Genomic DNA, 14835 nt, shown 5'->3' on the forward strand with positions numbered 1-14835 from the left:
CCCCATTGATGAATCTGGCCTCGAGCAGTCAGTTCAAACTATATGGTGTCTGAAATATCGACTCCGCCAATCAAGTCATGATCATTCAGGTGGTTCAGCGATGAAAGCAAGTATCTCTGTAGTCAGTGATAAAGTCATTGTTTCCAATAATCCGCTGGGCGATGCCAAGAGTGGCAGATCTGTTCACGTGAAAGCAGTCCGGGGTGGACGGTATCTGCTCGCCGAGGGCGACACTGCTGTGGGTCCCGAGAACATTACCGTCAAGCGCGTAGGTAAGAACCTGCATGTTGCTCTGGAAGGCACAGACCCGGATCAGCCAGAGCTGATCATTGAGAGTTTCTTTGATACCGACGGCCAGTTGGTCGGCTTGGGTGAAGATGGTCTTTACCACGAGTACATCGCCGCCGACGGCGACACCGATAGCGCAGCCCCGTTTCTGATGGAGGGTGTGTCTTCGCCATTGGCGTTGGGTGCCCCGCAGCTCGCTGGCTTTGGCGAAGGTTTGATCGTGGCAGGTGCAGGCCTGTTGCCGTGGGCGCTGGCCGGGGTCGCTGGCTTGGCCGGCGGTGCCATCATCGAGCACAACAAGGGCGGAGACAGCAGGCCGGAGGACACCACTGCACCAGAGAACAAGGGCATTGGTTCGATCGTTGATGACAAGGGGCCGCTCAAGGGCAGCATCAATACCGGCGACGTAACGGACGACAACCGCCCTACGCTGGGCGGCTCGGGCCAGGAACCCGGTGACCAGGTCGTGGTGATTGATAACGGAAAGATCGTTGGCGAAGTGATCGTTGACGGCGATGGCAACTGGAGCTTTACCCCTGAGGAGGATCTTGGCGACGGTGAGCATTCGCTGCAGATCGTGGTCAAGGACCCATCCGGTAACAGTTCGGCTCCATCCGAGGAAATCGCGATCGTCATCGACACCAGCGCGCCAGCCAAGCCGAGCGTTGAGAGCATCATTGATGATCAAGGGCCTGTCACCGGCCTAGTGGAGAATGGCGGCTTCACTGACGACAAAAAACCGACATTGGCGGGCAGGGGAGACGCCGGGGATATCGTTACCATCATCGACAATGGCCACGTCATTGGCGAAGTGGAGGTCGGCGGAGATGGCGCCTGGAGCTTCACCCCCGAAGCGCCGCTGAGCGAAGGCGAGCATATTTTCGAGATTGTCGCTACTGACCCGGCCGGCAACAGTTCCGAACTGTCGGATGGTTACGTGGTGATTGTTGACACCACGCCGCCGGACAATTCGGGTATTGGCAGCATTGTCGACGATCAGGGCACAATTACCGGTCCGATCGTCAACGGTGGTCATACCGACGATACGCAGCCCATGCTTACCGGCAAGGGTGATGCCGGCGATACGGTAACCGTACTCGATAACGGTAGCGTGATCCGTGAGGTGCAGGTGGACGATGACGGCGTCTGGACCTTCACCCCGCAAGAACCCCTGGGCGAAGGCGAGCACTCCTTCGAGGTAGTGGTCACTGATCCGTCCGGCAACAGCAGTGGCCCGTCCGATGAGTTTGTGATCATCGTTGATACCACCCCACCCGCCAAGCCGGGTATCGAAAGCATCGTCGACGATCAAGGTGCTGTCACCGGCCCTGTCAGCAATGGTGGCTATACCGACGATACCCAGCCAACGCTGTCGGGCAGGGGCGATGTTGGCGACACCGTCACCATCATCGACAATGGCAAGGCCATTGGCGAAGTGCAGGTGGGCGACAACGGCATCTGGACGTTCACTCCGGAGGAGGTGTTGAGCGAAGGTGAGCACGTCTTTGAAGTTGTGCTCACGGACCCGGCTGGCAACAGCTCCGAGCCGTCGGACAGTTATGCGATCAACCTGGACAGTGAGGTGCCCGACAAGCCAGTGATCGAGACTGTATACGACGATCAGGGCGACAAGACCGGGTTCCTGAGCACGGGCGAGGCAACTGACGATGCCAAGCCGACCATCGAAGGACGCGCTGGTCCAGACACCATTGTCATCATCAGGAACGGCGATATCGAGATCGGTCGTGTGCCGGTGGATGCGGAAGGTCGGTGGGCATTTGAGCCGTCGCTGCCTTTGGCGCAGGGTACTTACAACTTGACTGCCGTAGCCATAAACAAGGCTGGGACAGCCAGCGAGCCTTCGGACCGTTTCGATCTGGTTCTGGTCGGCCAAGGCTCACCCGCAGCCCCAGCGATCACGGCGGTAGTCGATGACGTTGGTGCCATCATCGGCAGCATTCAGAAGCATGGCATCACCGATGATGCACGCCCGACCATCAACGGCACCGCACAGCCAGGCATGACCGTATCGGTTTACATTGACGGGGTGCTGTTCGGCACGGCCGAGGTTGCAGAAAATGGAGTGTGGAGTTACACCCTGACTGTGGATCTGGCTGACGGTCTGCACAACATCACCGCGAGTGCGAGTGACGGTGTGGGCAACAATAGCCTGGAAACTGGAAAGTACCCGATCAACGTCGACACCACGTCCGCAGGCAAGCCGAGCTCAGACAATGCCGTATTGCTTGACGACGCGGGCAGTGTGACCGGCCCGATCGCCAACGGCACCGTGACCGACGATGCGACCCCTACCTTTGAGGGAAAGGGCGAGTCGAACGGTACCGTGATCATCTATGACAACGGTGAGGAGATCGGCCGCGTTCAGAGTGACGCCAATGGCGACTGGAGGTTTAGTCCTTCACCTGGTCTGGGTGATGGCAACCACAGTCTCAACTACGAAGTGGTGGATCAGGCCGGCAACGTGAGCCCGAAGTCCGATCCGATAGATTTCGTGGTCGATACCAAGAACGTGGTGATCAGCATCGATGGCGCAATCGACAATGTGGGCGCCGTTACTGGCGAAATCGGCAAGAACGGCGTCACTGACGACGTAACCCCGACGCTGCATGGCAAGGGCACTGTTGGTGGTACGGTTAAAGTCTACGAAGGCGGCGAGCTGTTGGGTGAGGCGGTAGTCGATGCGGCAGGCAGGTGGAGCATCACTCCTGTTGTACCGTTGAGCGAAGGAGCACACAGCCTGACAGCGACGGTTACGACCGTTGCCAATGGTGAGAGCGGGCACGTTGGTCCGCTTGAGCTGATCGTAGATCTGACCCCGCCGGACGTGCCGACGATTGAAGAGATAAACGATGATGTCGGTGCATTGCATGGCGCATTGAGTCACGGGCAGCATACGGATGACGCTACCCCGACGTTGTCGGGCAAGGCAGATGCAGGCGCGAAAGTGAACATCTATGACAAAGGCAGCTTGCTGGGTAGCGTTGAGGCCAATGCCAATGGCGATTGGAGCTTCACCCCGAACCCGCCGTTGCTCAATGGCGGGCATGACTTCACCGTCACCACCCAGGACAAGGCCGGCAATGAGAGTGACGCGTCAGCGGTTTTTGCGGTTGTGGTGGACACGCTCGCGCCGGATGCGCCCATCATCGAGACCGTATACGACGACATGGGCTCCAGGACCGGCAACTTGAGTGAGGGCGAGACGACCGATGACGTCCACCCCACTGTCAGCGGGAAGGCCGAGGCAAACAGCACCATTGTCATCATGGATCGCGGAACCGAGATTGGTCGTGTGGTCGCGGATATCGACGGCAAGTGGGTTTTCGAGCCGGCTGAAGCACTTGCAGGCGGAGAGCACGAGTTGAGCGCCGAGGCTATTGACGCCGCAGGTAACAGGAGTCCGTCTTCCAACGAGTTCAGGTTCTCGGTGGACAACGCAACTCCCACCACGCCAAAGATCACCAACATCCGCGACGACGTTGGTGTGTACACAGGCGTCCTCCTGAATGGTGGAAGCACCGATGACGCCATGCCGACGATCAATGGCAATGGAAAGGCTGGCGACACCATCGAGATCCGGATGGATGGACTTCTGCTTGGCAGTGCTTTGGTCGGTGAAAACAACCGCTGGAGCTTCACTCCGACAACCCCAGTGACTGATGGAGTGCATGTGTTTACTGCCATCGCGGTAAGTTCAGGTGGCGCTGAAAGTGAGATCAGCAACAGCTATCAGATCCGCGTCGACACGGTCTCTCCCGATGCCCCTGTCATCGAGTCGGTACATGACAATGCGGGTGTTTGGACCGGGAATCTCGAGAACGGGCAGGCAACCGATGACCGCACGCCGACGTTCGCTGGCAAGGCGGAAGAAAACTCGACCATCCTGGTAATGAATCATGGTGAGGAGGTTGGCTTTGCCACCGTTGATGGGGACGGCAACTGGACGTATTCGCCTGGGCCGCTCGCATATGGCCAGCACAGCTTCACCTTCATTTCCTTCGATGTTGCGGGCAACTTGAGCGACGCATCGAAGGCATGGGATGTGGTGGTTTCGCCTGCAGTCCATTCGACGGGTGACAGTTCTGTAGGCGATGCAATGCCCTCCATGCAGGAGCTGCTGATGGATGGTGATATGGAGATGTTCAGTGCCGTTGCCAGTGTTGCCGATGTCGCAGAAGCCACGTCGCCTGCTTCATTTGAAATCTCCAATGAGGCCGCGTTGCATGACAGCTGGACAGGAAAAACCTGCGTCATGCAAGGCGGCGCCGATTGGCTGGCCCGTGGCGAGATTTTTGAAGTCACTCTACTGGAGCAGAGCTGATCGACTGATCTGATCGTCGAGAGGGTTTGTTTGTTTCCTCCAGTTTCCTGGGTGATGCGGTTGTGGTGAATGCACAGGGGCGGGTTCTGGTCTGGAACAGATCAGCGCGCCGCTGAGCACGTGCTTCAGGCCAGGTGTGTCCGTAGTTCGAGGTGGCCGCCTGATTCATGATGGATAGCGCACTGGTTCGCGGAAGGCGTTGGTCTGTTTCTCTGTAGCGAGCGATTGGAGTGGCTCGGTCACAGCTTGATCTCGACTGCCGAATTTGTCCCGACGCTCACGGCGGTTCTCATTATAGGAATTCCGATGAATTTCCTATGTGTAACTTTGGGGCTCAAAAGCACAATGCAAACAGGCGCCTGCTCCACGCTTGCATTCTGCAGCGTAAACGAAGGCCTGGCAGGTCAAGACGAACACGCTCGTATCAACGTCGAGGGTGTGTGGTGTCGGCCCTGCGTCCGGAAGGCGCCGAGGGATGGTTAAAGAAGCAATCGACGGATTCTTCGCTTCTGGATGAAAACTCAGTTGCAGTTTCACAACGGAAATAAACTACAAAGGTGGATCATAAAATGGCTGCGATTATATCTGTGTTGAATGGCGGCTCCGTTGCCAAGACGCTGGCGCTGCAGGAGGAAGGGGGAGTCGTATTGCCGCGCATCCAGGCTGTCAGGGGAGACCGCTATTTTCTTGAAGGTGCCGATGGCAACGGTGTACCGGAGGACATTACCGTCAAGCGGTCGCAGATGCACCTGTTGCTTGCAAAAACATCAGGTGAGTCCGAGCAGGAGTTGCTGATCATCGAAGACTTCTTTGCAAACAATGCGCGGCTGTTTGGATTGGGTGCTGACGGAAAGCACCAGCCCTATGCGCTTATTGGCGGTGAAGCATGGGGAACTCCTGTAGCGGATGCGGGGGGCGGATTGGTGCTGAAGATGACGGCGACTCCTGCCGGCGCCGAGATGGTTGATCCGTTGATCGTTGCGGACGAGTCGATGCTGCCGCCTGCTGGTGGACTCGGGCGAGCCACGGCGAGGGCTGGGGTAGCTGGTGCGCAGACTGCCGGGACAGAGGAAACGGTGTTCGCCGCCGCGGCAGCTGCAGCAGAAGTGCGGGCAATCGGTCACCTGCCGGATATGGATCCGATGCAAAATCCTATGAAAAAAAATGGTGACATGCCGATCGATTGCGTCATGGTTGATGATCGGCACAAGCAGGCTTCACCTGCAGGTATCAGCAGCGACACCGCCCCGGTGCAGGAGCTGCTTTCAGTTTTCGCTTCAGCGACTACACCGGAAGCAATCATTGACGCCGTCTTGGACGACACCGGAGCGATTCAAGGTAACATCCTCAATGGAGGATACACCGATGACGGCAACCCCAAGATCGTAGGAAAGGCCGAAAGCGGTGTGCTGGTTTATATCTACGACGGTGTAGAACTTCTGGGCGAAGTCGTGGCTGGTGCAGACGGGGTGTGGTCCTTCGTCCCGCGTCTGCCGCTGGGTGACGGCCGCCATGTGATCACCGTGATGTATGAATACCTCGATGGTGACGTCAGTGATGTTTCAGCTCCCTACGTCATTCATGTCGATACAAGTGCGCCGGACGTTCCGGTCATCGTCGGCATGATGGACGACGAGGGGCGCATCCAGGGTCAGATTGGCAATGGTGGTATCACCGATGACAGCAGGCCCGTCATTGATGGTGTCGCGGAGCCAAATGCCACCGTGATCATCTATGACAAGGGTGTGGAAGTCGCCCGCACTCCGGTTGCTGCCGACGGCAACTGGACCTACAGCCCCGACGCCGGATTTGAGGATGGCCTGCATATCCTTGAGTACGTTGTGATTGATCGCGCGGGCAATGCAAGCGAAAAGTCTGCCCCGACCGAGTTCCTGATCGATACCCGTCCTGAGCTGGTGGAAATCTACGCTGCCGAGGACGATGCCGGAATGGAGAAGGGGACGTTCGTGAGCGGCAGCGTGACCGATGATACCCAGCCGCGGTTGTTTGGTACCGCAACCGCAGGGGGAACCGTCAAGATCTATGAGGGCACGGCGTTGCTGGGGGAGGCAACTGCCGGCGTAGACGGCAAATGGGAATTCACCCCTTCCGTTGCTTTGACTGAAGGCCATCATAGCCTTGCTGCGACTGTCAGCACCCCGGCGAAGGGCGAAAGCGAGCGCAGTGCGACGTTCGATTTCGTCATCGACATTACCGTCCCGGACAGGCCGACGATCGAGCAGGTGCATGACGACAGAGGAGCAGTGCAGGGTGCGCTGAATCAAGGTCAGAGCACGGACGATACAACGCCGACCTTGTCCGGAAAGGCCGAAGCCGGCAGTACGGTTCGTGTCTATGATGGTGGCATTCTGCTGGGCAACACCGTGGCCGACTCTGCGGGCAAGTGGAGCTACACTCCAAGCCCGGCGCTGCTGGACGGCGAGCATGTATTCACCATTACCGCGCAGGACAAAGCAGGCAGCACCAGCGAGGAGTCGAACAGCTTTTCGATCAGCATCGACACGATCCCACCGGCAACGCCGGTAATTGAATTGGTTTACGACGATCAGGGTAGCCGCACCGGTTATCTGAGTTCCGGTGATTGGACCGACGACTCCAAGCCGACCATCAGCGGCAGCGCCGATCCGTTCGCCAAGGTGGTCATCAGGGATCACGGGTTGGAGATCGGGTATGCCATCGCCGACGGCGAGGGGAAGTGGTCGTTTGAGCCTTTCCTGCCGATGGGCCTGGGTCCGCACAAACTGACCGCCGAAGCGACCGATGCCGCAGGCAACACCAGTGATCGAACCAATAGCTTCGATCTGACGCTGGGAAGTGCGGATCGGCCTGCTGCTCCCGCCATAACGTCGGTCGTTGACGATGTTGGCGCGGTCACGGGTCATCTGCAGAGGAACGACGTCACCGATGACGCCCGCCCGACCATAAACGGTACTGCGCAGGCAGGAACAACAGTGTCGGTCTATATCGACGGCGTGCTGGCCGGCAGTACATTGGTTGCTGCCAATGGTGAATGGAGTTTTACGCCAGCGGCTGACCTGGTCGATGGCCTGCGCAACATCACTGCCGAGGCCAGCAGTGCTGTAGGCAATGTCAGTGACATGACCGGTCTGTATCCGATCATTGTGGACACCACACCGCCAGTACAGCCGGGTGCGGCTGATGCAGCATTGTGGGACGACGTCGGGCAGATCGTCGGTCAGATCAGCAATGGAACTGTGACTGATGACAACACGCCGACGTTCGTTGGCAAGGCGGAACCCAACGCAACGGTAGCGATCTATGATGGAGATGAGTTGATTGGGCGCGTGGCAACCAATGAAAGCGGCGACTGGAGTTTCACACCTTCTCCTGCTCTTGCTGATGGGCAGCATAGCCTCAGCTACGAAGTGATGGACAAAGCTGGCAACGTTGGTCCCAAGTCGCCAGCGATAGGTTTCGAAGTCAACACCGATGTCGAAATGGTCAGCATCGATGGTGCTATTGATGATACGGGCTCCATTCAGGGGGAAATCCCTATGGGCGGTGTCACCGATGACACCATGCCATCGGTGCACGGTATCGCTACCGCTGGCGGCACGGTGAAGGTCTACGAAGGAACGACGCTATTGGGGCAGGCGCTGGCAGGTAGCGATGGCAAGTGGAGTTTCACGCCAGACGTTGGTTTGAATGAAGGTCCGCATAGCCTGACCGCTACCGTAACGACGGCGGCCAATGGCGAGAGCGCAAGGAGCGACGTCTTCGACTTCACCATTGATGTGACCAGCCCCAGTACACCCACCATTGAGCTGATACATGATGATGCAGGTGCAGTGCAAGGTGCGCTTCAGCAGGGCCAGAGTACGGACGACACCACGCCAACCCTGTCCGGTAAGGCCGAGGCTGGCAGCATCGTGAGTATCTACGACAAGGGCGTTCTGCTGGATAGTGTCGCTGCAGGCGAGAATGGCGAATGGATCTATACGCCGAATCCTCCCCTGCTCGATGGTGCGCACGAGTTCACCGTGAAGGCTGAAGACAAGGCGGGCAATGCCAGTCCACCGTCGGAAGTGTTCGAGATCGTCGTCGACACGGTTGCGCCTGACAAGCCGGTAATCGAACAGGTGTATGACGATCAGGGGGCGCGTACGGGAAGCATTGCCGCTGGAGGGATCACCGACGATGCCCGGCCGACCATCACTGGCACGGCCGAAGCTGGCTGCACCGTGATCATCAGGAATGGCGAGCTCGAGCTTGGGTCTGCTGTGGCTGATGCCGATGGCAGGTGGACGCTCGAGCTGCCAACAGACCTGGCCGATGGCGGCCACGTGCTGAGCGTTGCCGCGCTGGATGTAGCCGGTAACCTGGGCGCGCCGTCCGACAGCTTCGAGCTGATTGTCGATACCTCGATTCCGACAGCTCCGAGAATAACCAACGTCAGGGACGACGTGGGTGTATACACGGGCATTCTCCAGAATGGTGGTAGTACCGATGACGCAAGGCCGACCATCAACGGAAATGGAAAGGCGGGCGAGCTGATCGAAATCAGATCCGGCGACACGCTGCTCGGAAGCACGGTGGTTGGTGAAAACGGTCGCTGGAGCTTCACTCCGGAGATCGCGCTGACCGACGGCGTGCACGGTTTCTCTGCTGTCGCTGTGAGTGCAGGAGGTACTGAAAGCGATGTCAGCAATATCTATGCTGTTCGTGTCGACACCGTGGCGCCCGATCGTCCGATCATCGACGCTGTGCAGGATAACGCTGGCGCGTGGATGGGCGACCTTGAGAACGGTCAGACCACCGATGACCGGACACCTACGTTTGTTGGCAGGGCGGAGCCGAACTCGACCATTATTGTTTTCAAGGGCGGTGAGGAGGTTGGCTTCGCAGCAGTCAATGAAAGCGGCAGCTGGACCTATGCTGCCGATCGCCTGGCGTACGGCGAACACCGCTTCACTTTCCAATCGTTCGACGTGGCGGGAAACATGAGCGACGCCTCAGAGGAATGGGTGGTTGTTGTTGCGATGGCGATCAGGTCTGCCCCGGAAGATGCACACGCTGATGTTTCTTCGCTGCCGAATGAGCTGCTTGTCGACGCGCAGGTTGAGATCTTCAACCAGGACGCTATACAACGCGAGGCGGTATCCGATCCAGTTCCACTTGTCGGCCTTGGCGTATCCACGGAGGCCGATACGCAGGAGAGTTGGGTGATGGGAAGCAATTCCGCTATCGAGAGCAGCGAACGACATTCGGCAAGCGAGATTGGCCTGGCTCATCTGTTCGAGCAGCAGTTGGTCGCCTGATGAAGCAACGCCCGGAGGATGCAAGCAGGATTCTCCGGGTGTCTCTCACCACTGCACATCAGATGCACGGGTTCTTCCCGGTTGGAGATGGTCAGCGGCGTCGATTCATTGCCGGCTACAGCGGCCGGGCCGCGCTTGGCAGCAAACTGATGGCGAGTCGAGTTGGCCTCGGCGAAGGCCGAACCAGGCCTTCAGGAGACCGCTCTCGAAACTCAGTGGTGACTGCCCGCGCTGATTCTGCGATGTGCGGCATATGACGTCGTTCGGATGGACTGTTCGCAGCCATCGTGCTGATCAACGGTGGTGGCGTGCTCGCGGCAACGCGATGTTCTGCCGAGGGGATGAAGCAGGTCGCGAAGGAATTCACCTGGAGTGCCAAGAACTTGCAAGTGGGGATGAACAATGGTCGAGCGAGAACGTGACACCAAAAGCGGAAAGCCGGTCGCGTCCACAGTCCTTTTTTGAAACGACAATCTTCCCTGTTCTGGATGTGAATACTACTTTGAGGTGGCGGATGAGTAACTCTGACAAGGACGCGGCCTTCTATAAAGTAGGCGGTGTGTGTAGGCTTCCTGTCATCTGCGTGGCCAGCTATTTGGCTTCAGTCGTGCTTTCTAGCGGACCAGCGAGTGCTGGGAATGAGCTTCTTCAGTTCGAGCATGTTTCTCCGGAGGGTCGTAGAGCCGATGTCGACACTCGCGCACAGTGTTCTGCGGCACAACGGGGCGGCTTGGCAAATGGCGTGATGAAGGAAAGTCCAGCTCCTGCCATCAATCGGCCGGTTCGCGATCGCCTGGCCAGTCCTGTGCTGGCTGGTCTGGTGGAGGATGTGCTTGTATACGAGCGCGTCTCCTACGCCTGTGTAGATTCTCCTGAGATACTGGTTGAGGCTGCCTCTGCAGGGAACGTTGATCAGATCACCGCAATCGCGCAACTCGACTTTTCTTTGCCTTTGCAGGGAGTCTCCACGACGGTAGCATCGGCTGCAGGATCTGGCTTTGTTCCCGAGGCTGAGCTACGCGATCTATTCCTGAGCATGGTTGATGCCGCTGCGATTCGCAGTCCGGCGGTGGCAGGGGCATTGGCGCAGCGCGCTGCATCCAACGCCGATGTCTCCGAGGCCAAAGGTCAGCGCTATCCGCAGCTGAATATCAGTGGTCGAGGGCTTTCCCGTGAGTTGGGCTTCGCTACCGCTATTCGGAGCAGCGACTTTTCGCTGAGCCTGGGCATAACCACTACGCTCTTCGACTGGGGACGGATCCGCAGAACCATCGAGAGTCGCGGTCATCTGGTCGATGCCGCGGATTTCGCGGTGCAGGCACAGTTGGAGTCTTCGGCTTACGATGTGACCTCGAATCTGGTTGAGCTAGCCAAGCAGCGCATCGTTGTCGAAGCCAGTCAGCGCTATGTTGATCGCATGGCTGAGCTGGTGAAAATGCTTGAAGGCATTGTTGCTGTAGATGTCGGTCGGGTAAGTGAGTTGACACAGGCGCGGGCGCGATTACTGCAGGCTGAAGCGTCGCGCAGTACCGCAGACTCAAGATCACGTGATATCGAGATCAGCCTACGCAGGATGGTTGGTGACCGCCCATTGCCCGGTTTGCCGGGCTCTCAACACTGGGATATCAGGTTGCCCGAGCTGACCTGGCTGCTGGTCGCATCGCAACACCATCCCACGGTGCTGCAGGCCAGGGCGTCGGCCCGATCGGCGGATGTGCAGGCTGACGCGGTGCGCTCTGCGCTTCTGCCACAGGTCAACTGGGTGGTCAGCAAAGACGCGGGCGATGGCTCCTATGGCCGCGAGTCTGCATGGCAGACAGGGCTGACCTTGTCCTGGTCCGCGTACCGTGGTGGCTCGGGCCGCTCATCGGAACTAGCTGCGCGGCAGCGAGCGCAGGCAGGCTGGATGGCCGCAGAACGGCAGGCCCAGGATCTGGAACACCGGATCCGCGCAGCCAACCATGACGCTCGTTCGCTCGCTGATCGTGCCGATCTCTATCGAGGCCTGTCGTTGGAGTCGAACAAGATTCGCGCCGCATTTTACGAGCAGTGGTATCACCTGGGGCGGCGAACGCTGCTCGATGTACTGTCTTCAGAAAGTGAGCACTACAACAATCAGGTCGCCGAGATATCGAGTCGATTTGATGGTTATCAGGCCGTAATCCGGCAGTACGCAAGCGCGGGTGTGCTGGTTGGCTGGCTGAGTGCGGGTGATTAAGTCACTCTTTTGAAAAGCAATTTCCGGGAAATGGCCCTTTAGTTGTTGCTGTGAAACTGCTCCGCGGTGGTGTTGCGCCACATGCCACGGCGACGCACGTTTTGAGACTTTCCCTATGTATGGGGTCTTCCCCAGAAAACATACTGGCAGCAACGACGCGGTAGATCGTAGTTTGTCGGTGCGATGTGGGTGTTGAGCAGCGGGTCATGGTCGAGTGCCTGGACGAGGGCGTCCCTCCTTGTGAGCGCGAATCATTCGCTTTTACTCCGGGCCGCTAAATACAAATATGTTACTGAGGAATATGGCATGTCTTTTGATGAAACGATGAAGCGCGCGGCAGCAGTTTTTGCTGCGGCAACGGTCTGTGCGCTTGTGAATACGGAGGCTCACGCAGCAATTCCTGTGTCTGCATTTGCTGAGACCTATCAGCCGGTGCCAGCGGTGGCAGCCAATCAAAGTCAGGTGGTTTACTACCGCGAGGGAACCACGGGTCTGCAGGCCAGCGCGGCAAACGTGTATGTGGATGGCGAACTTCATGCCAGCCTGTTGCCTGGCGCTTTTACCGTGTTGTGCGTCGCATCGGGCGTTCACGGCCTGAATGCCGCGCTGAACGATGCTCCGCGCTATGAAGGCAAGGGCGCGCAGCCGCGAACGAGCCTGGAAGGAGGCAAGACCTATTTCCTGAAGTTAAGCGAGAACGGCACGTTGCTGCCGAAGGCGGTCAGCCGCATGGACGCCGAGAAGGAACTCGCCAACAGCCGGCGCCAGGTCCACTTGTTGTCGCGCGCGTCCATCGTGGTGGAGTGCAACTACACGGCGTCGGTGATGGCGCAGGAGCACACCTCTTCTGGTGACGTAGCGCTCGCATTAGGCAAGACTGGTTACTCCGCTCTCCGCGCAGATGGCCGCGACGTGCTGAGGGTGGATTCTGAATTCCTCGACCCGGTCGACCGCATCAATTCAATTGACCAAGACGCCAGCAACCGAGCGCAGGGAATGGTGCGTGCGGATGTTGGGGAAGGTGCCCGCTGACAACGGTTCGGCTGTTGGAACCATAATTGCTCTCTTCAACAGTCTTCGCGAGCTTCTGGCCGGAAACTGCATGGATGAGCGAACGTATGTGATCGGCTGAAATTCGAACAGTCTTTGATCGGTCATTCAGGAGTATGCGTATAACCATTAGGACACGGGACGTGGTCGGCTTGGTTTCCTGCGTCGATGGCGTTCTTACCGGTGCAGGAAGCCACCACAATCTGCAGGTCGCGGCGTGCAGTGATGATGCTGCCGCTTGTCTCAGGGGTTGGAGGGCTGTGGGGCGCCTGTGTTGCCTGTTGGTTGGGCGGGTGCTTTCGCACCGCTGATCGTGAAGCGCCATCAGGAGCAGCTGTTTTCACGGTCCTCCATGGCTCAGCCTAGTCGGCAATTCGGCTGCCTCGACACGACCTTGTGGAATGGTTGTGCATGCGTGCTTACAAGGCACTCAAGCCTCGAAACTAGCGATGGGGTGCGCGCACCAGGTAGCAAGAAGCTTCGATCAAGCGTCGGAGATGTGTGTCTCAACGGCACGCAGAAAAGTTGAATCGAAGCGTAAGGCAAAGCCAGTTCGCTGGCTTATTGAGAAACGGCTTGGCTCCGGGCCACTGTTGGTTCGACCTTGACCGGAATTCGGTGATCAATCGCAGTACAGCACATCTTCCAACGCGATTTGGAATTTCTGTTGGTCAAACGATGGGTAAGAACGATTGCTAGCGATGTCTTGAACAGTCGCGCGCCTGCTGCTCCCCGCACCGCTGGTTACGATCTGCTTTGAAGCATATGGGACAGCTGCGTATGTAGTGAAGCGAGTGGCCTTGATCGATGCATCCATAGCCACGCCTGTGTTTGATGAAAGAGTGATCGCTCTGGCTGGCTGCCGGGGGCGATGGGGAGCGGCAACCAGCACGCTGTCCGGTATCTACTTGGTGTTGCTGGGGTTTGCAGCGTAGAGGAGTTGATTCATTGAAATGGTCAATCATGGCGCCACTCCGCGTTGCGGTGTTGGACGACCACTACTTGATTCAGATGGCTTTGGAACTGCGGTTGTCGCGCGAAGCGGACATGAAAGTTGTTGGTGTATATGCAAACAGTCGGGATCTGCTTGCTTCGTTGAGCGAGACTCCGGCGGATCTGCTGGTGCTGGACTATGCGCTGGGTGCAAGTGAGCTTGATGGCCTGCATCTGATCGGATTGATTCGCCGCAGATTTCCAACGATCTGCATCCTCATTTCGTCCTCGACGGAGACGCCATCCGTGGTGAATCTATCGCTCAGTGTTGGAGCGAATGGATTCTTTGGAAAGTCGGAGAGCGCGGAGCTTCTGGTTGAGGCCATTCGCAAGGTGGCCGCTGGTGAGACCTATGTTTCGCCCGGCTTGGCCTATCGCCTCGGGCGGCAGCCGCTGTCTGCGGGGCGCCCCTCACCTGATGTCAAAGGCGCGCAGCGCCTGTTGAATGATCCATCGCTCTCGCCAAAAGAACGGGAAGTATTGCGCTGTTGCCTGGATGGGATGTCGGTTTCACAGATATCACGAAAGTTCATGCGCAGCATGAAGACCATCAGTGGGCAGAAACAGGCCGCGTTTCGAAAACTTGGGGTCCGCACTGATGCAGAGCTTTTCAAGCTCCAACATAGCCTCGCCTCCGGTTGATT

Annotated in this window: 5 protein-coding genes; all 5 read left to right on the forward strand. The window is 58.1% G+C overall.

Annotation, left to right across the window (positions count from 1 at the left end; all coding sequences use genetic code 11):
- Nucleotides 1–100 precede the first annotated feature (100 nt).
- The 5 genes from AC13FW_RS04015 (at nt 101) to AC13FW_RS04035 (ending at nt 14833) form a co-directional block, all read left to right on the forward strand.
- A complete protein-coding gene (locus AC13FW_RS04015; protein WP_482988256.1) occupies nt 101–4630 on the forward strand; it encodes an Ig-like domain-containing protein in 4530 nt (1509 codons plus the stop codon).
- A 569-nt stretch (nt 4631–5199) separates the two neighbouring features.
- Nucleotides 5200–9930 carry an Ig-like domain-containing protein gene (locus tag AC13FW_RS04020; RefSeq protein ID WP_482988257.1) on the forward strand — a complete coding sequence of 1577 codons (4731 nt, stop codon included), beginning with the start codon at nt 5200–5202 and terminating at the stop codon, nt 9928–9930.
- Nucleotides 9931–10444: 514 nt separating this feature from the next.
- On the forward strand, nt 10445–12148 hold the full coding sequence (locus AC13FW_RS04025) for a TolC family protein (RefSeq protein ID WP_482988258.1): 1704 nt from the start codon (nt 10445–10447) through the stop codon (nt 12146–12148).
- 306 nt (nt 12149–12454) lie between these two features.
- Nucleotides 12455–13180 carry a hypothetical protein gene (locus AC13FW_RS04030; RefSeq protein ID WP_482988259.1) on the forward strand — a complete coding sequence of 242 codons (726 nt, stop codon included), beginning with the start codon at nt 12455–12457 and terminating at the stop codon, nt 13178–13180.
- Between the two features lie 966 nt (nt 13181–14146).
- The gene (locus AC13FW_RS04035) at nt 14147–14833 is read left to right on the forward strand and encodes a response regulator (protein WP_282268600.1); all 687 of its coding nucleotides are present in this window, start codon (nt 14147–14149) and stop codon (nt 14831–14833) included.
- The last annotated feature ends 2 nt before the right edge of the window (nt 14834–14835 follow it).

The organism is Stenotrophomonas sp. 21LCFQ19 (assembly GCF_056861425.1).

Bases quoted from the DNA above. Each gene is read 5' to 3' on its own strand.
- AC13FW_RS04025 (WP_482988258.1), top strand. From the start codon at position 10,445: ATGAGTAACTCTGACAAGGACGCGGCCTTCTATAAAGTAGGCGGTGTG.
- AC13FW_RS04015 (WP_482988256.1), top strand. From the start codon at position 101: ATGAAAGCAAGTATCTCTGTAGTCAGTGATAAAGTCATTGTTTCCAAT.
- AC13FW_RS04020 (WP_482988257.1), top strand. From the start codon at position 5,200: ATGGCTGCGATTATATCTGTGTTGAATGGCGGCTCCGTTGCCAAGACG.
- AC13FW_RS04030 (WP_482988259.1), top strand. From the start codon at position 12,455: ATGTCTTTTGATGAAACGATGAAGCGCGCGGCAGCAGTTTTTGCTGCG.